This is a genomic window from Lysinibacillus sp. fkY74-1 (assembly GCF_053165895.1).
The window spans coordinates 2,761,797-2,781,213 of sequence record NZ_CP170173.1; the positions used below are offsets into that span (position 1 = coordinate 2,761,797).

General features: G+C 37.7%; 17 protein-coding genes. 7 read left to right on the forward strand and 10 right to left on the reverse strand.

The genetic code is table 11. From position 1 onward, the window contains the following. Positions 1-25: 25 nt before the first annotated feature. Positions 26-451, reverse strand: coding sequence for a hypothetical protein (locus ACE1MS_RS13535; RefSeq protein WP_036162020.1), 426 nt, complete (start codon positions 449-451; stop codon positions 26-28). Positions 452-653: 202 nt separating this feature from the next. On the opposite strand from ACE1MS_RS13535, the gene ACE1MS_RS13540 reads away from it, so the two are divergent. The 5 genes from ACE1MS_RS13540 to ACE1MS_RS13560 all read left to right on the forward strand — a co-directional run bounded on the left by ACE1MS_RS13540 (position 654) and on the right by ACE1MS_RS13560 (position 5,731). Further along, a complete protein-coding gene (locus ACE1MS_RS13540) occupies positions 654-1,421 on the forward strand; it encodes a TSUP family transporter (protein ID WP_036162021.1) in 768 nt (255 codons plus the stop codon). A gap of 156 nt (positions 1,422-1,577) precedes the next feature. Continuing rightward, positions 1,578-2,096 carry a sigma-70 family RNA polymerase sigma factor gene (locus tag ACE1MS_RS13545; protein ID WP_012294925.1) on the forward strand — a complete coding sequence of 173 codons (519 nt, stop codon included), beginning with the start codon at positions 1,578-1,580 and terminating at the stop codon, positions 2,094-2,096. Beyond that, positions 2,089-2,982, forward strand: a complete 894-nt coding sequence (locus ACE1MS_RS13550; protein ID WP_036216742.1) for an RsiV family protein — start codon at positions 2,089-2,091, stop codon at positions 2,980-2,982. Before ACE1MS_RS13545 ends, ACE1MS_RS13550 begins: the two co-directional genes overlap by 8 nt. A gap of 143 nt (positions 2,983-3,125) precedes the next feature. Then, on the forward strand, positions 3,126-4,250 hold the full coding sequence (locus ACE1MS_RS13555) for an endospore germination permease (protein WP_200990465.1): 1,125 nt from the start codon (positions 3,126-3,128) through the stop codon (positions 4,248-4,250). Further along, positions 4,250-5,731 (forward strand): spore germination protein, encoded by a 1,482-nt coding sequence (locus tag ACE1MS_RS13560; protein ID WP_200990466.1) that lies wholly within the window; start codon positions 4,250-4,252, stop codon positions 5,729-5,731. The genes ACE1MS_RS13555 and ACE1MS_RS13560 overlap by 1 nt, the downstream gene beginning before the upstream one ends. Positions 5,732-5,769: 38 nt before the next feature. Here ACE1MS_RS13560 and ACE1MS_RS13565 read toward each other — a convergent pair whose 3' ends face one another. Then, on the reverse strand, positions 5,770-6,189 hold the full coding sequence (locus tag ACE1MS_RS13565) for an SRPBCC family protein (RefSeq protein ID WP_036164045.1): 420 nt from the start codon (positions 6,187-6,189) through the stop codon (positions 5,770-5,772). 165 nt (positions 6,190-6,354) lie between these two features. Then, entirely contained in the window at positions 6,355-8,115 is a 1,761-nt protein-coding gene (locus ACE1MS_RS13570) for an ABC transporter ATP-binding protein (protein WP_036162023.1), read from the reverse strand. Between the two features lie 419 nt (positions 8,116-8,534). Here ACE1MS_RS13570 and ACE1MS_RS13575 point away from each other — a divergent pair, with 419 nt between their 5' ends. Both ACE1MS_RS13575 and ACE1MS_RS13580 read left to right on the forward strand, forming a co-directional pair. Continuing rightward, positions 8,535-9,296, forward strand: a complete 762-nt coding sequence (locus ACE1MS_RS13575) for a TerC family protein (RefSeq protein ID WP_031416224.1) — start codon at positions 8,535-8,537, stop codon at positions 9,294-9,296. A gap of 315 nt (positions 9,297-9,611) precedes the next feature. Then, on the forward strand, positions 9,612-10,121 hold the full coding sequence (locus ACE1MS_RS13580) for a ferritin (RefSeq protein WP_031416225.1): 510 nt from the start codon (positions 9,612-9,614) through the stop codon (positions 10,119-10,121). Between the two features lie 134 nt (positions 10,122-10,255). Here the strand turns inward: ACE1MS_RS13580 and ACE1MS_RS13585 are convergent, their stop codons facing one another. The 7 genes from ACE1MS_RS13585 to rbsK all read right to left on the reverse strand — a co-directional run bounded on the left by ACE1MS_RS13585 (position 10,256) and on the right by rbsK (position 19,236). Beyond that, complete coding sequence (locus ACE1MS_RS13585; RefSeq protein ID WP_447402415.1) at positions 10,256-11,437, reverse strand: iron-containing alcohol dehydrogenase; 1,182 nt, start codon at positions 11,435-11,437, stop codon at positions 10,256-10,258. Between the two features lie 17 nt (positions 11,438-11,454). After that, entirely contained in the window at positions 11,455-12,300 is an 846-nt protein-coding gene (gene ahlS, locus ACE1MS_RS13590; RefSeq protein ID WP_373561624.1) for an AhlS family quorum-quenching N-acyl homoserine lactonase, read from the reverse strand. A 21-nt stretch (positions 12,301-12,321) separates the two neighbouring features. Then, the gene (locus ACE1MS_RS13595; RefSeq protein WP_012294934.1) at positions 12,322-13,743 is read right to left on the reverse strand and encodes an aldehyde dehydrogenase family protein; all 1,422 of its coding nucleotides are present in this window, start codon (positions 13,741-13,743) and stop codon (positions 12,322-12,324) included. A 106-nt stretch (positions 13,744-13,849) separates the two neighbouring features. After that, positions 13,850-14,848, reverse strand: a complete 999-nt coding sequence (locus ACE1MS_RS13600) for a LacI family DNA-binding transcriptional regulator (RefSeq protein WP_012294935.1) — start codon at positions 14,846-14,848, stop codon at positions 13,850-13,852. Between the two features lie 64 nt (positions 14,849-14,912). Next, entirely contained in the window at positions 14,913-16,130 is a 1,218-nt protein-coding gene (locus tag ACE1MS_RS13605; RefSeq protein WP_031416232.1) for an RNA-splicing ligase RtcB, read from the reverse strand. 101 nt (positions 16,131-16,231) lie between these two features. Beyond that, positions 16,232-18,082, reverse strand: coding sequence for a dynamin family protein (locus tag ACE1MS_RS13610; RefSeq protein WP_012294937.1), 1,851 nt, complete (start codon positions 18,080-18,082; stop codon positions 16,232-16,234). A 269-nt stretch (positions 18,083-18,351) separates the two neighbouring features. Beyond that, complete coding sequence (gene rbsK, locus ACE1MS_RS13615) at positions 18,352-19,236, reverse strand: ribokinase (protein WP_031416235.1); 885 nt, start codon at positions 19,234-19,236, stop codon at positions 18,352-18,354. Positions 19,237-19,417: the final 181 nt, after the last annotated feature.

Here is a 19,417-nt window from a genome sequence, read left to right on the forward strand (position 1 = left end):
CTGCTCATTTACAAAGCAAAAAACCTTACTCATAAGCTAGTTGTTTCATTTCCCATGTTTGATAGACCATGCCGACGAGTTTCTGTTTTTGTTCAGCATTTAGAACATTTTCATTAAACTTCATCGCACGAAGGGAAAATTGTTTTGTTTGTTCGTCAACAACGAATTGTAATATAGCATGTCCTTTTTCACCTTGAAACGTAATTTCACCTGATAATTCTATAACTTGCTCCCCTGTTTTCGCTTGATAATATCGCCAATATGGTTCAAAGAATGCGTAGTTAAATGCATTACGAACTGTGACGTCCGAAAAATTCTCCAAATAACCTTCTTTGACGATATCAATATACTCATGATCTGTTATATCTTTTTTTGCATTAAAGACATATCCAACAAGCATCCCCATAAATACGACACAGAGAAATACACGTATATGATTTGCTAAACTCATGTCATCACGTCCCCTTTACGTAAAAACACTATCATTTACATAATACATCAAATTTCTAACTCTAAGCAGAAAATATTTGATTTTTATAGAAATTATACGAAAACCATTCGTTCAAAATCCGCAAAACTTTATAAAGAGTATTTACAGCCCAACCTCAGTTCGCTACTATCAGATTACTATGATAGAAAAGAGATGACCTGTTGTGCCATTTGATTTAGATCTAAATATTTTAGTCATTCTTATTGTATTTGGTTTTTTAGCAGCATTTATTGATTCAGTTGTTGGCGGTGGTGGACTCATTTCTTTACCAGCTCTTATGTTTGTAGGTCTCCCACCTTCTACAGCGGTGGCAACCAATAAATTAGCAGGTACAATGGGATCACTTACGAGTACTTTGACATTTTATCGCTCTGGCAAGCTTGATATTAAAGCGGTCTATAAGCTATTCCCCTTTGTCTTTTTCGGGTCTATGCTAGGTGCGTGGATTGTCCACTTAATGAATCCTAGTGTCCTAAAGCCGCTCATGCTCATTATGCTGGCTGCCGTAGCTATCTATACGATTTTTAAAAAAGATTGGGGAAGCATCACTACCTATAAAAAATTAACACCAAAACGTTATCTATTATTTGTAGTAGTTATTACAGTCATTGGTTTTTATGATGGCTTCTTGGGTCCTGGTACTGGTTCATTTTTATTATTTGCCTTTCTCATGGTTGGTTTTGATTTTTTACAATCAGCTGGTAATGCGAAATTTTTAAATTTCGGTAGTAATGTGGCAGCCCTTCTTATGTTTATATACTTAGGACAAATCAATTATGCCTATGGTTTACCAATGGGTCTTGCGCAAATTGCTGGGGCCATAGTCGGGTCAAAATTTGCGATTAAACGTGGCAGCGGTTATGTACGTAAGTTATTTATCGTTGTGACCATTCTATTACTCTTGAAAAATACATATGACTATTTCTCATAATCATCTGTTATGCTGACGTATGCCAACAGTATAGAAGGATAAAACTTATCTCATATTGGGGTAAGTTTTTTTTATGATCATCAACTTTTTCCCTCATTTCGTACGTCTAGTACATGTATACAATTTGACAATGTTAAAAAAGGAGCTTCTTTGGACATGAAAACAAGAAATGCATTTCAACATGAAGAGGTGTTTGTCCAATTCATTCGTGAACAAAAAGAGCGTTTTTATTTGCTCGCGTATAGCTATACAAAAAATGAACAGGACGCACTAGATGTTGTACAGGACAGTATTCAAAAGGCCATGCTGTCATTAGATCGACTAGAAAATGTTGATTATATGAAAAGCTGGTTTTATAAAATAGTCGTTCGTACTTCCATTGATTTTTTACGAAAGCATAAACGCTTACAAGTAACTGATGATGATACTTTGCAATATTTAACCCCCGCTCAAGAGGATGTCTATGAAAACGTAGACCTAGAACATGCATTGGATGAGCTCCCGCAAATGTATCGAGAGGTTGTGATTCTTCATTATTTTGAGGATTTAAAGCTCGCAGACGTTGCGAATATCCTCGATATTAAGTTAAGTACAACCAAATCGCGTCTTTATAAAGCATTAAAACTATTGAAAATACAATTGGAAGATGTGAAGGGAGAAACTGCACATGGATAAAAAATTAAAAAATATAGAAAAACAATATACGGATGTTTCCATTCCTAAGGAATTAGACTTGGTGGTTGAACGAGCTTTGAAGCAAGGTCGGAAAAAGAAAAAGAACCGTACTCCTCAATGGTTGCTTGGCTCGGCAGCTGCAGCTATGCTATTTACAGCTAGTTTAAATGCGAGTCCAGCAATGGCTCGAACGCTATCTGACATACCTGTTGTAGGAAGTGTGGTCAAAGTATTAACTTGGACAGAATATGAGGTTGCAGAAGATAATTTTGATGCCAATATTAAAGTACCTGCTATTGAAAATCTAGATAATCAAGATCTTGCAAATTCGTTAAATGAAAAGTATCGTGCAGAAGGAAAAGCTCTCTACGATGAATTTATTACAGAAGTTGGTGATTTAAAGGCCAGTGGTATTGGTGGTCATTTAGGCGTTGATAGTGGCTTTGAAATTAAAACCGATAATGACCAAATTTTATCGATTGGTCGTTATGTAGTCAATACTGTCGGCTCATCCTCCACTGTCATGGAATACGATACTATTGATAAAGAAAACGAAATTTTAATTACTTTACCTATGCTCTTTAAAGATAAGAACTATATTGAAGCTATTAGTGAAAATATTAAGGAACAAATGCGTACACAAATGGCTGAATCCAATCAGGATAAAGTTTACTGGGTAAAGGGAGCTGGCCTGGCTGACGAAGAGTTGATGGAAGACTTTACAGCTATTCAACCAGATCAACAATTCTATATTTCTGATAAAGGTAAGTTAGTGATTTCATTCGATAAATATGAAGTGGCACCAGGTTTTATGGGCGTTGTGGAATTTGAAATCCCAACAGACGTCTTAAAAGATGAGCTTGTTAGCACAAAATATATCCATTAATTAAATAGGACTTAACGAGGTATTTGAAGATAACACCATCAAATACCTCGTTTTTTCATGGCCATTAACCCATTTTTTGCTTATAAAGCTACAGTTTTTTGTCTAAGCTTATATGTATCAATCAATGTTAGAGGGTTTTCATCATGAAAAGTGTAGGATCCATCAGTATTTTACATGTAATCTTCTTATCCATGACCGTTATTGGCTTAAAAAATCATGTGACTATTATTCCTCCACTGCTAGATGCCGCCAAAAGAGATGGCTGGCTTTCTGTACTATTTTCTGGGGGTATACTTTTCTTTTGGTTATTTTTATTAGTTTACATCCAAAAAAAATCAAAACAAGAACCTATTCGAGACTGGCTCAACGAAAAAGTGGGAAAAGTCGCTTCTTCTATAGTCATCTATATTGTTGCCATTTTTTTATTGATTATCGCAGCTTTTACAATGGTAGAAACATTACAATGGGTAAATACCACGTTTTTACCACAGACACCGGTCCTAATATTACTGTTTGTTTATACCATTCTTTGCATTTTACTAGTGACAACTAGCTTACAAACCATTGTTATTGTCAATGTTTTTGTATTATTTGGCGTTGTCATCCTTGGCTTTTTTGTTGCCTTTACCAATATACAAGTAAAGGATTATAGTTTGTTGCGCCCCTTTTTTGAGCATGGTTTTCAGCCCATTCTACATGGTATGATTTTTCCTGCTTCAGGGTTTATAGAGCTATTATTGCTATTATTTTTACAGCATCAATTTAAAGAACGACTTCGGTGGTATCACTTCACAATTATACTGGCTATCTTAATTGGTCTTACATTAGGTCCATTAATTGGAGCCATTACTGAATTTGGGCCAAGTGAAGCAGCGAAACAACGTTATCCCGCTTATGAAGAATGGGGATTAGTGACCATCGGACGTTATATTGAGCATTTAGACTTCTTCTCTATTTACCAATGGCTAACAGGGACCTTCATTCGTGTAAGTTTCCTTTTATACATTGTGGTAGATTTATTAAAAATGACTGGTGATCCAAAGCGTATTTGGCAAATGCTAGCTCCACCCTTTTTCATCATTTGTTTACCGTTAATTATGTTAAATGAAAGCTTATTTTTAAAGGTAAAGGGACATTATATTTTAAGTGCTACTTTTATTTTTTTATTTGCATTATCTATTTTTTTCATTGTCGTTGCTTACTTATCGGATAAATCTCCTAAAAAGGGGAAAACTGAAAAACAAGACATGAAAAGTGGTGAATCATAATGTCTCAGCAGGAGCATGAGTTAGATTTAAATACAATAAAAAAACTATTTCAAAAATCCGCAGATATACAATTTCAGGAATATAGCTTTAATGAACAGAAGGTACAATTTATAACTTGTGATGCCATGATTGATCAACAAATGCTGAACGGCGTTATTATTCAGCGGATTCAGTATTTATATGATCATTTGGATGAAGTTTCTTTTGAGGAAAATATAGCGAGGCATCTCCATATTCCAAGCCTTCAAAAAATCCAAGATAAGGAACAGCTTATTTCATCAGTTTATAGTGGCTTCCTGTTGCTGTATTTTGAGGAAGCTAATCTTTTATATGCAAGCAATATCGCTAAAAAACCTAATCGTAAGCCGGAAGAAACGCGTATGGAGGTTCTTGTTAAAGGACCCAGAGATAACTTTATTGAAGATATCCGCGTCAATATTGCTTTAATTAGAAAACGATTACCGACCAATTCATTTTGTGTAGAAAAGGTGGAACTTGGAAAACGCTCAAAAACAACTGTGGCCATCTTATACTTTGAAGATATTGTAGATATGGATATTCTGCACGGTATTAAGAAACAGCTAGCTGCGGTCGATACGGATATCGTTTTTAGTGGTGATTTATTGATGGAACGTGTTAATAAAAATTCAAAGTTATTTCCAAAGTTCGATTATACTGGGCGACCCGATTATGCCGTCCAAGCATTAGCAAGGGGACGCTTTATTATTTTCGTAGATGGTGTCGCATATGGCATTATCACACCTGTAAATCTTTTCTTATTATTGAAATCTGCCGAAGATAATGAGTATCCGATCATTTTTAGTTCTGTAGAACGAGTACTACGGATAATCGGTATTCTTATAGGGTTGCTACTACCTGCCTTTTGGCTTGCTTTAACAACCTATCATCAAAATCAATTACCATTACAATTACTAGCAACCGTTGTACAGGCCAAGGCTGGATTGCCTCTCCCTTCTTCACTTGAGATGCTCCTAATGCTTCTGATGTTTGAATTGTTCCGTGAAGCAGGGTTACGACTTCCTTCAGTTATTGGTGGAACCATCAGTGTTGTAGGTGGAATTATTATCGGAGATGCTGCAATTCGAGCAGGTGTAACAAGCCCCGAAATGATTGTTGTTATCGCCATCTCTACCATCGCTTCATTTACCTTGGTCAATCAATCACTTGTGACATCAGTCAGTATATTACGTATTGCTTTCATCCTAGCAAGCGCCTTTTTCGGATTATTTGGCTTTTTTGTTTCTTTATATTTGACACTTCTGTACTTGTGCAATATTCGAATTTACGGCTATTCTTACATGAACCTTGCGACAGATTTAAGGTGGTCCACCATCAAAAAATCTATTTTTCGCCTATCACCAAAAGGTTACGCGGAGCGTAATAAAGCCCTTGCACCTCAGGATTCAACCCGAACAGCCAATGGCCATCACGAAGAAAGTAGAGAGCAAGAAAATAACTAGCATCCCCTCAAATGTTGAGGAGATGCTAGTATTTTTGGCTACATCTTTTGTATGCTAACTTCAATGGTTTCTAAAATCGCTTCCCAATATCGCTTCATTTCTTCTCTCACTTGTTGATTGGAAAGATGTTCCTGATGGAAACTTATGGTCGTTTTATTACTTTCTTTAGAGAGGATTCGAATTTGTACGGTAGAAGGTCGTTGCCATCCCTCTTTTTGCCAAGTAAATCGAAGTTGCAGAAGTGGTTTGACAATCCGAATTTCTCCAGTTCCAGCCTTTGTATGATACTGACAACCAGGTACAAGAATTATATTTTCTCCTCCTCCAAACCATGCATTCAAACCTTCCTCTGCTGTAATAATTGACCATGCTTGCTGTTGTGAGATTGGGAACGTTTTTCTAACCCCTACTTGATATCCAACGGTTTTGGTAAGTCCTATACTTCTTTGTCTATCCATGTCTTAACCCCCATCTATTAATCTGTCATTAACTATTCACTACTAATAGTTCCTCCCCTCTTCTAAAAAATCCTTGTACAATTTTATTTATTTGATAAGTATATGAAAGCAGAAAAAGGCAGAAATGCTATCACACATTTCTGCCTTTTGTTGAATTGATTAACTTTAAGTCATCTCTACATAATCATTTTGAATGCTTTGTTTGTTTTGTCCCTTACGGAATTGGATGTGATGGAGCTTAGCAAAAATACCATTATGAGCCACTAGCTCATCATAAGTACCATCTTCCTCAATACCTTTTGGCGTCACGACCATTACCCGATCTGCGTTCCTTATAGTTGCCAGGCGATGGGCAATAACTAAAGTAGTACGGTTTTCAGCTAGCTCTGATAAAGATTGCTGAATAATCATCTCTGTTTCTGTATCTAACGCAGAAGTCGCTTCATCTAAAATTAAAATTGGTGGGTTTTTCAGGAACATACGAGCAATGGCTAATCGTTGTTTTTGTCCACCGGATAATTTCAAGCCTCGTTCCCCAATTTGCGTATCATACCCCTCTGGTAGCTCTGCGATGAATGCTTCTAAATGGGCCTTTTTTGCCGCTTCGCGAATTTCTTCTTCACTGGCGTTTAGCTTTCCATAGGCAATATTCTCACGAATTGTCCCTGTAAATAAGAAGACATCCTGCTGTACAATACCAATTTGAGATCGTAAGGAAGCCTGGGTCATATTGCGAATATCGATGCCATCAATCGAAATAGCACCTTTTGAAACTTCATAGAAGCGAGGAATTAACGAACAAATGGTCGTTTTACCAGCACCCGATGGACCGACAAACGCAATGGTTTGTCCAGCCTTTACATCAAATGAAATATCTTTTAACACCTGTTTTGATGCATCGTAATTGAAGTGAACATTGTTGAAGGAAATATTACCATCTAAATGGTTAATAACCTTCGCATTTTCACGATCTTGAATTTCTGGTTCCTGCTCAATTAATTCACGGAATCGCTTGAAGCCAGCCATTCCCTTTGGATAAAGCTCTAATAAAGCACTAATCTTATCTATTGGTTTAATGAGTACATTGGTATATAAAACAAAGCTCACTAGCTCCCCGTAAGATAATTTCCCATTAAAGCTGAGCCAAGCGCCGACCACTAACACCATTAATGTAAGGAGGCGTGTCATCATGTAAATAGTCGAGTTAGTTCCTGCCATTATTTTATAGGCATATAATTTAGCCGCACGGAAAAATCCATTTTGCTCCTCAAAGCGTTTAATTTCAAAATCTTCATTTGTAAAGGATTTCACAACACGGACACCGGATACACTATCCTCTACACGTCCGTTAACATCAGCAATTTTGCCATACATCGTTTTCCAAGCATTGTTCATTTTTATATTACTAAATGTCACAAGCCATGTTAAAAATGGCACCATAATCGCTGCAATTAAAGCGAGTGTTGGATTCACATTAAACATTATGGCAAAGGCCCCAACAAAGGTCATAATGGCAATAAATAAATCCTCAGGTCCGTGATGGGCAAATTCCCCAATGTCAAATAAATCATTAGTAATGCGGCTCATTATATGACCTGTTTTAGTATTATCAAAGAATCGGAATGATTGCCTTTGTACATGCGTAAATAATTCCTGACGCATATCTGTCTCAATATTAGTCCCCAATTTATGACCTAAATAGTTCACGATAAAATTTAATAATGTACTTATTGCATACACTAGCAGCAATAATACACTTATTTTTACAATCATGCCCCAATCGCCGGTTGGTAATAATTCATCAATAAACCACTGAACGGCTAATGGAAAGGCAAGCTCTAAAATGGCTACAATGATTGCACTTGAAAAATCGATGACAAACAATCGTTTATGCGGTTTATAATAGGAAAAAAATTTTCTATACATGTTTGTCTCCTTTCTAAGTTGTAAAAATTTCGCCTATCTTTTAATAGTACCATTTGTGCAAACGTAACGGAAAAGTATTTTTTCTCCATAGCAGTATATTTTTATTTACTTTCAATTTTTCTCATGCTATGATTGGTGTAAGAATTGAATAGCTTTTGACTTTATTGTCAAAGGGGAGTAGCTAGCAGATGCGATCGAAGCATCTGATTCACATTCGTCATTACATGGTTTCGTACCATCGGGTGTGATGGCATAATTTGTCTCACAGAACAATACTTTCTGTGCAACGAACAGTAAATTGCTTAGCAAGACCTTTGCCTATTTTTTAGGCAGGGGTCTTTTTCTTTTGCTTAAAATTGGGAAGAATATGTTAGAAGCAACCATTCATTTCTGTTCAACAATTAAAGGAGGAAACAAATTTGGAGGCAATTATTTTAGAATACGCATGGGTACTCGTCGTATTAATTGTATTAGAAGGTTTGTTGGCAGCTGACAACGCAGTCGTAATGGCAGTTATGGTTAAGCATTTACCAAAAGCACAACAACAAAAAGCTTTATTATATGGATTAGTGGGGGCGTTTGTTTTCCGCTTCGCCGCATTATTCCTTATTACAACGCTCGTTAATTTCTGGCAGATCCAAGCAATAGGTGCTGCTTATCTATTGTTTATGTCTATTAAGCATATTTATGATTCACGGAAGGCATCCCAAAACTCCGAAGAAATCCAAGAGCCGAAGAAACAATCTGGCTTCTGGATGACAGTTGTAAAAGTGGAGCTTGCTGATATCGCGTTCGCGGTGGATTCTATCCTAGCTGCGGTTGCTATTGCCGTAACATTACCACATCTCGGCGATTTTGATATTGGTGGCATTAATGCAGGACAATTCGCCGTTATGTTCTTAGGTGGCCTTATTGGGGTCATCATGATGCGATTTGCGGCTCGTTGGTTCGTAAAAGTTCTTGATAAATTCCCTTCATTGGAAACGGCTGCCTTCCTAATCGTTGGTTGGGTTGGTGTGAAATTAGCCGTGCTAACATTGGCACATGAAAAACTAGGGGTTATTCCGCATGAGTTCCCACATTCTACAATTTGGAAAGCGATATTCTGGATTGTCCTAGTAGCAATTGCCCTAGGTGGTTACTTAGTTGGGGTCAAAAATCAAAAGACTCAAGCACAATAGTGATGAAAAAAATCGCCACGACCTATGTCGAGGTGATTTTCTTCTTTACGGGTAAGATTTTATTTTATAGCCAGTCCCTCTCCTATGCCACAAATCTACACATCTTTGCTACCTCACTAGTGGCCCTATCCCACTACCCAACTAACACTTGACTATACATACGACAAATAGGAAGAAGTATAAATTTTCTAATTGAGAACTAATATCAATTAAGTTTTGCACATTTTCCCATGAAATTTAAAATTTTTGTATGAAGAACTAATAACGCTGTATACTAGTGAAGAAGGCATTTACTGCAAAAGGAGGAAAACTTTTATGTTATCTGAAAAACTACACACAGCACTTAACGAACAAATGAATTTTGAATTTTACTCGGCTCATGCTTACATGGCAATGGCGGCTTATTGCACAGACCAGGATTACGATGGCTTCGCTAACTTCTTTTTAGTACAAGCCGAAGAAGAACGCTTCCATGCGATGAAGTTTTATAACTTCTTAAGTGATATGGGCTACCGTGCAACAATTCAAGGCTTTGAGAGCCCAGGCAATCATTTTGAATCGATTTTAGATGCCTTTAAAACAGCTCTTTCTCATGAAAAAGAAGTGACGCGCCGTATTTATAATTTATCAGATATCGCTTTAGATGAACGTGAGCATGCGACGATGGCGTTTTTAAAATGGTTCATCGATGAGCAAGTGGAGGAAGAATCTACATTTGATACATTAATTCGTAAAATCGAACGTATCGAAAACGACTCCAACGCTATCTTTATGCTAGATGCAGAATTAGCTACGCGTACATTTACGCCTGATGCACAGGCATAATATATGGGAAAATTTAGCTAAAAATAACAATGGCTACGAAGTTTCATCCAAGATACTTCGTAGCTTTTGTTATTTTAGGCATTAGATATACTAAAGCTATAGCTATTTTTTATAAGAAACATGTCTTTTCTTCTTTATGATGCATCGGGTTCTCGAACTTCTCCATCAAATGCAGCCCGATAAATAGCATAAATATCTTCTCGTTCTAATGGCATCGGACTTCGAGCTAAAATTCTTGTTTGCTTTGTTGCATCATCTGTTAATTGTTCTAAAGCTTCTTCTGGAATATCAAATCCCTTTAATGTGGAAGGAATATTCACATCTTGAACGAGCTGTTGTAAGGCATCCACACATTTATAGGAAGCCTCTTCTTGTGATAAGTAGGCAGATGATAAACCCATGGCATCTAAAATATCTTTCATTCGTTTTTCACAGCTTTGACGAATATACCCCATGACATAGGGTAATAGTACGGCGTTGGAATCGCCATGAGCTATATGAAATTGTCCTCCCAATGGATAGGCTAACGCATGAACACCGGCTACTCCAGCATTGAAGAAGGCTAATCCTGCTAAATAACTACCGTAGCTCATATCTGAACGCGCCTGCTTATTTTCCCCTTCCAGTACAGCTGTACGAATAGAGCCACTGATTAAGCGAATGGCCTGCAATGCAAGGGAATCTGTTACTTCATTGGCATTGACTGAAACATATGCCTCAATGGCATGTGTTAAAGCATCAACCCCCGTTGCAGCTGTTACCTTTGGTGGTAATGAAATCGTTAGCTCTGGGTCTACAATCGCACTGTCCGCCAATAAGTAGTCATGTGTCACAACGTCTTTTGTTGTGTCCAGGGACAGGACAGAAATATTTGTCACTTCTGAGCCTGTTCCAGATGTAGTTGGGATTAAAATTTTAGGTAATCCTTTTTGTTCAAGCGCCTGTGTGCCTGTTAAATTTAAATAATCCGCTACTTTCCCATCATGGACTGCTAAAACAGCAGCAAGCTTAGCTAAATCAAGAGCACTTCCTCCACCTAAACCGATGACAAGATCAAATTGATGTTTTCTAGTAAAATCAACTAGTTTTTCTCCAATAGCAAGTGGGGGCTCTGGGGCAATATCTGTATAAATGGTCGTCGCATATCCTTTTGAAAGCAAGGGCTGTTGAACTTTATCTGTTAGCCCTAATTCCTTTAAAAATGGGTCTGTGACAATTAAAATATTTGTAGCCTTCAATCTTTCTACTTCAGGCAGAAGCTGATTTAAACATCCCCAACCTGTATAGCTTACAGGCGTAAAGGTTAATTTATGCATGGCCTCTCTACTCCTATCTATTCATAATATCCTTCTGTCGATTTTCTAAATGATTTAAATTGGACAGGATCATGGCCAAACCAAACCTGTGAATTCGTTTCATTGGCAAGTCGGCGAATGCGTTCAACTGTTGAATTATAGCCAACCGAATCATAAATAATGCCTGGTGGCTTAACAGGTGGACCAAAGCTTTCTGCTGTGTAGATGGCATCTGACGCTAAAATAATTCCACCTGATTCTGGCATCTGAATATGCAGACCAAGCATCCCCCAAGCATGTCCACTACCAAAATTTAATACTTGAATACCTTCTGCCAGCTTCACATTATCTTCACCACGTTTAATAAGACGCCATTGTAGATTATTTTTAATCCACATATCAATGTCTCCCCAAATATAGGCACCGTCTTTGACATTTCTTGCATATGTTTGTAATGTGCCGTTAAACTCATCTTCTTGCACAATGATCGTCGCATTCGTAAATAATTCTAAGCAGCCTGCATGGTCGAGATGCAAGTGGGATGCCACAACAAATTTGATATCTTCAGGGCGAACGTTTAATTCTTCTAATCGATGATGTAAATAGCATTCTTCTGGCATATTAATAGGGAACGCTTTTTGTGTAAATTCCCCCCAACGTCCATCGGGCCCCATAGCATTTGGATTACACGCCGTATCAAATAAAATTTTGCCCTCTGGATGATCGATAAGTACTGTGTAAACAGGGAATTCTACAAATTCATTTGGTTGATTTGGATGATCGATTGTTGCTGGATTGTGCATGGCAATCATATAATTCTTATCCATTCGCATCGTACCGTTGTCCATTACATACAATTTTGGGTGTTGTTTGATCATTTTCATGTTTCCCATCTCCATTCGTGATTATTGGTTATTCCAAATAATGAGCTTCATTTCTGTCATTTCTTCCATTGCATATTTAATGCCTTCACGACCTGTGCCACTTTCTTTCACGCCACCATACGGCATATGATCTACACGGTAAGTTGGCACGTCATTAATAAGGACGCCTCCTACCTGTAATGCTCTGGACGCTTTAAAAGCTGTCTCAATCGATGGTGTAAAAATACCAGCCTGTAGTCCATAATGAGAATCATTAATAGCTTCTATTGCCTCCTCAATAGTAGCTACTGCATTCACAATAACAACTGGTGCAAAAATTTCCTCACAGGATACCTTGCTATATGACGAAACATTCGATAACACTGTTGGCATTAAAACCTGATTGTCAATATAACCACCAGCAATGATTTTAGCCCCTTCAGCAACCGCTTCTTCAATCCACTCATGAGCTCGTTGTTGTTCATCTGCTGAAATCATCATGGCTACATCGGTTGTTTTATCAAGAGGATCGCCGATGACTAACTGTGCTACTTTAGCGCTGAGCTTGTCTAAAAACTCATTTACCATACTTTCCATTACATATATTCGCTGCAACGAAATGCATACCTGACCCTGATTTGAAAATGCTCCCATAATCATTCGGTCCATAATCTGATCAAGTTGAACGCCTTCGTCAACAATCACCCCTGCATTTGAGCCTAATTCTAACGTAACCTTTTTTAAACCTGCTCGGTTTCGTAATGAAATCCCTACGGCAGGGCTTCCCGTAAACGTTATCATTTTCACATGAGGATGTGCTAAAAATACATCTCCTACCAATTTTCCCTGCCCGGTCACTAGATTAAAAGCTCCAGCCGGTAAATTAGTTTGTGCTAATAATTTTGCTAGAAAATGAGCAGATAAAGCCGTTTGAGTAGCTGGCTTTAGCACAATTGTATTGCCCGCCGCTAAAGCAGGACCTACTTTATGCGCAACTAAATTTTGTGGAAAATTAAACGGTGTAATTGCTGCAATTACGCCGATAGGCTCTCGTATTGTATAGCCAAAGCGCCCTTCCCCATTTTTAGAAGCGTCCATCGGAATCATTTCGCCCGATAATCGTTTGGCTTCCTCTGCGGCAAATTTATAGGTTTCAATGGTGCGGTCAATTTCAGCGTAGGCATACTTGAGCGGTTTTGCAGATTCTAGTGAAATAATACTAGCTGCCTCTTCTCGGTTTTCCAAAAATAGTGTGGATAAATGCTCCAAAATTTCTGCTCGTTGAAAAGCAGTTAAGGAAGCCATGCTCTTCGCTGCTGCCTGTGCACTTGCAATGGCCTCCTGTACATCTTGTTCAGTGGCCATTGCAAAATGTGCAATCACCTCTTGTGAATGCGGGGCTTGAACCTCCATATAATCTGCCGTCATCTTCCATTCTCCATGAATCCATAAGCCCCTTTTCAAGACTTATCTCACTCCTTTCGTTATGGTTACGTATTCATTTCTGAAAATAAAGAAATGAATACGTAACCATTTTAGTGTAAAAAATAAACTGATGTTAAAAATCAGTTCATTTTTTACACGTTGTATTTCTTGGGAAAAGTTTAACAGACTCTGTTTGCTGAATGCAAGTACTTTTTTTCTCCATGACCTCAAATAATTTTTCAATCGCTAAAAACCCCAGGTTTTCTTCTGTTGATATCCCAACTGTTGTTAAAGCAATGGAATGATGTTTACTGAGTTCCACATTATCAATACCAATTACATTGAAATCCCTAGGAACCTGAAAGCCTCTTTCTAAACAAAGGTTCAAAATTTCTATAGCGATGGCATCTGTTGCTGCACAAATTGCTGTAGGTTTTCTGTCTAGTTTTAACAGTTCCTCAAAAGTCTTTTCGATATCTTCCTTATTCGTATTGGTAAAAAATGTAGGTACGGATTTAGCTTTTATTCCATGATCCTTTAATGCCTTTTCAAATCCTTGGTATCGTCCAAAAAATGTACTCATTTGATGGGGACCACCAATCCAGCATAATGATTGATGCCCTAAAGACAAAATATAATTGGCCGCAAGATATCCTGCTTGCACATTATCAATTTCTACAAAATGTCTATTTTCTTGATGCTTACGATTAAACATAATAAAAGGGATTTCGAGTTTTTCTAATTTAAAAAATAAATCGTCTTGATAAAGCATGGAAGACAATATAATGGCATCCGCCTTCGTTTCTAAAACTGCATTATAGATTGAGTGTAAATTATCTTCTGTACCAAAATAAACATTAACTTTATAGCCACGGGCGTTGACATAATTAACGATAGCTGTCGTCGTATCCACAAAAAAAGGATTGTGTAAAGGACCTGATATTAATGTGATAATGCCTGTCTTTTTCTGAACAAGCGATCTAGCTATATCATTTGGAATATAATTTAGGTCCTCAATCGCTTTCATCACTTTTTCAACTGTTTTTGGCTTTACCAGCTCTGGTGTATTCAACACTCTTGACACGGTTGTTTGAGATACACCAGCATGCTTTGCCACATCTTTTGAAGAGACCAAAAAAACCACCCACTTCGTTTTTGTAAAGCTATATTATACCATATATGTCTACTAGTTATAGGGAATTCGGGGGTCACTTTCTCTCATAAGGCTTTGCCGCCTCACTTGCTTTGAAATTATAGACAGGTTTAATCACCTTAATAATATCTACTGTTTCTCCAATGACAGATGTTATTTCTGCCATAGGCTTATAGGCCATTGGTGCCTCATCTAATGTTTCTTCATTGACTGACGTTGTCCAAATCCCCTGCATCGTCTCTTTAAAATCTTCCATATTCAATGCTTTTTTAGCAGCACGACGTGAGTACATACGTCCTGCTCCATGTGGTGCTGAATGATTCCAATCAGCATTGCCCTTCCCTATACAAATAAGTGATCCATCTCGCATATTCATAGGAATGACAAGCATTTCTCCTTTATTGGCACGGACAGCTCCCTTACGTAGCGTCATTGTCTCCGTCTCAATATAGTTATGAATCGTATCAAATGTATCTATCAGCTGCCAATCCATATGTTTTGCAATGGTTTCAGCAATCGTCCAACGATTCATTTGCGCAAATTGCTGCGCGATTTTCATATCATGAATGTAGTCATGGAAATATTCGCCCTCTAAATAAGCTAACTCTTTCGGAACCGCAGGATGTTTCTTTTTATAGGCTTGGATCATCGCTTGAATTTCCTTTTCTCGCCCCTGTTGTTTAAAGTCCTCTATTTTTCCAGTCAAATCTTGCTGACGCAAATTTTCATAGGCCCTTTTTTGATGCCAGTTTGCTACTTTTGCCCCTACATAACGTGAACCAGTATGAATCAGTAAATAGTACTGATTCTCCTCATCCTTAGCCAATTCAATAAAATGATTGCCTCCACCAAGTGTCCCTAATGATAGATTCGTATACTCATCCTTTAGGCCAGTTGCTTTGAACTGTTTACCTTCAAACGCTAAAAAATGTCGATCAGGCGATAGTTCCTTATGAACCTCTTGACCACTCGGTACATACGTTCGAATGATAGCATCGAGTTTCTCATAATTAACCGTCGTTACATCTAATTGCGCTACAAATACACCACATCCCACATCCACACCGACCAGATTTGGTACAACCCGCTCCTGTAGGTGAATGGTCGTGCCAATAACACAGCCCTTCCCTGCATGATAATCAGGCATAATACGTACCTTTGTGCCTGTCATAAACGCCTGATTTGTCAATTCTTGAATTTGGTCGATGGCGGATGGTAATGCTGTTTCAGCATAAATTTTAGCCTCCGTATAACGTCCCTTAATTTCAATCATGATTATCCCTCCCTACCATTTATACGTACAAATGGAATGATATGTTTCATTCCATAAAAAAACGCCCTAAAAGATTCATTCTTTTAGAACGTTTTGTGAAGTTAGTCTGCATATTGTATGGCTAGTTTATTTGGTATTACTGGAATATCGTTCGATTTCACATCTTCTTCTTGTAAGGATAGCATTTGCTGCGGATACATTTCCTCGACATCAAAAGGAATAGCAATACTTTCCATTTTATTATTCATTTGACTACGTGCCAGTAAGCCATTCTTTGAAAGATCAATGCTAAGAATAGCCTCCACAGTTTCTTCAAGCATTTCAAGATCCTTTGTTTTCAATGGCATCTGTTCCTGTATTAAGAAGGGTTGAAGATGTTCCTTAATATAACCCTGTGCTTCAATTAAACATGAAAATTCATTTAGTTTATCAGCATAACGCTTTAATTGTCGCTTCTCTTTGGCTCGTTGTTGATTTAGTTCAAGCACTTTTTGTTCAATACGACTCATACGCTCCTTTACTAAATTGACTAAGTAAGGCTGAATGTCTCGAACTGCTTGTAACATCGAAGCTTCTGCTTGTAATACTTTATCGTATTGAGCGACACAAACCACTTGTTGGTCATTTAATTTTTGCACACGCTCTTTAAAAAATTCATTTTGGTTATGCTGACCAAAAATAGCTTTCATAAGCCCTTTACCATGAATTTTTTTATGCTGTGCATCTAAACGCTCATATTCTCTTGAATATTCACTGTGCATATTACGATACTCTCGTAACATTTGTTGATAGTAAACAGCGATTTCGGTAAATGTCTCTACCTTATCATCTTGTAAATAATCATGTTGTGAGATGGTTTGTAATAGCTGGTAAAGGGTTTGAACATGTTTAAACGTATTTGCCACCTGCTCATATTCTTGCTCATATTCCTTAACTATTGCTAAGTCACGCTGATAGCGAGAAAACTCAAATTGGGTATCGCCTGCATATTTTTCAATATTCTCAACAGCAGATTGAAATGGGTCACGTCGTGGAATAACAGTTAATTCGAAGCGGAACCGTTCAAGCCATTGCAAGAAACGAATTAAAATGGCATAGGTTTTTTTTTCACTATTTTCGGCCACACGATGTATGTGGGCTATTAAATGGTCATATTGACTTTTTTGCCAAAGCTCAAGGTTGTCCGTTTGCTTAGCTACCAGGGCATTTGTTGCGGAAATAGCTATAAAATCACTCATCAAATGGCCAATACGTTGTTGTTCTGAAATGATAAATGCATCTGCATGCTCATCAGCATCAATTCCATTGATGACACATAAAGGTACCACTCCTTTATGATTTAACGCATCCATTAATAAAAGCTCAGCATCTATTGCCCTAGAGCCGGCACGTAAAACCCAGAAAATTTCATCTACACGGTTCATAAGTGCTTCAGAGAAATAGGCCATTTCACCTCCCCCTGCTTCTAAGGAAACAGAGTCAATGATCGTCACAGATTTTAATAAATCATTTTTCAAATATACTTCTAGGTAATCCAAATGTTCACGTAAAATCTGAGAAGCAAACGTATCACCTGTTGTCAGTAGCTCTAATTTGCTAAGATCAAATATGGCTACAACACCATCTAAAAAATAGGCTTTAATCTCCTCTTGTTCGCCATATCGAATAAATGTATTGACACCTGTCGGATGTCGATCATTTACAGATAGTACCTCACGTCCTAGTAATCCGTTAACTAGTGTTGTTTTGCCTACTCGTTCTTTTCCGACGATTAAAATCATCGTTTGGTTATTTGCATCTTGAATAATACGGTTTAAATGTTTAGCTGTATCTTTCACATATGTATTTTGGACAATAATACCGTACAATTGTCGCAGTTGATCAACAAATTGTGGCAATATATTATTCGCTGAGGTTGTATATTCGATTGGCGTATGGTCAATGTTCGTCATCCTCAAAACCTCTTTTCGTATGCATCTATAAGACCATTATAAATGAAACTAATGCTTTACTAATATATAGATCAACGAAAAGAGGACAATATACTTATGCATTTATAAGGCAAATAGGAATTCATCCTTATATCACTACAATGTTCATTTCACATTTCATTCACAATTCAGACTAAAAGAAATAGCCCATTTGATGAATTTTACTAAAATTGCCATCAAAATTATGCTTTATTACAGCTATCCAGTTCTCTCTTATTCCTATAGGCATACTATTCACCTAGACCCGCCATACGCGCGTATACTTCCCCAAGTGTAGGCATCCCTCCTTGTGCACTAAACTTTTCAACAGACAATGAGGCAGCAAGATTAGCAAAGTACACTGCCTCATCCAATGATTGACCCTCTACTAAGGCATGAGCTAGTGCACCGTTAAAGGTATCACCTGCACCTGTTGTATCCACAGCTGTCGTCATATAGCCTGGGATATGACTGGGAAATGTCCCATCAAAATAACGCGCACCATCACTACCTAGCGTTATAATAAGCTTATTAGGATACTTTTCTAGTAGCTGATCGACGGGCTCATTAAAAATTTCTGCACATTCTGTTTCATTTGGTGTTAAATAGGCGATATCCTTCATCCACTGTTTATCAAAATTTGCTGCTGGTGCAGGATTTAACAATACTGGCACTCCTGCTTCTTTACAAAGTTGAATGGCATATGCTGTTGTTTCTTTTGGAATTTCCAGTTGAATGATCACCATTTGGCTTTTTTGTATCAGCTCTTTTGATGCCTCTATATGTGAAGGTGCTAATTCATAGTTTGCACCAGGCACTACTACTATACGATTATCTTGATTGTAAATAAGAATATTAGCAATGCCTGTTGGAGCTGTAGCACTATGAACAATGGCTTCTGTGTTTACTCGCTCTTGCTGCAAACCCGCACATAATGTTTCACCAAAACTATCCTGACCGACGCAGCCAATCATCGCCACGTCACTTCCCAGTCGAGAAGCAGCCACTGCCTGATTTGCCCCCTTTCCTCCTGGAACTGTTTGAAATGCATGACCGAGAATGGTTTCTCCTTGCTTTGGAAAAGCATTCATTTGTACAACTAAATCCATATTTAGACTTCCTATAACTGTAATCATTGATTTCCCTACCTTCCTTCTAAGCTCTATTTTAATGGAGAACCAAGGTCAGGGACAGGGTATGTTAAAGGCCTTTTTAAAGTTTTCCTAACAATCCTTTTCTAGCCTCATGTTCAATTCTACTATCACAATCCTCGCAGGAGAATTTTCCTTTCATATTCCTTTTATACAAGGTATATTT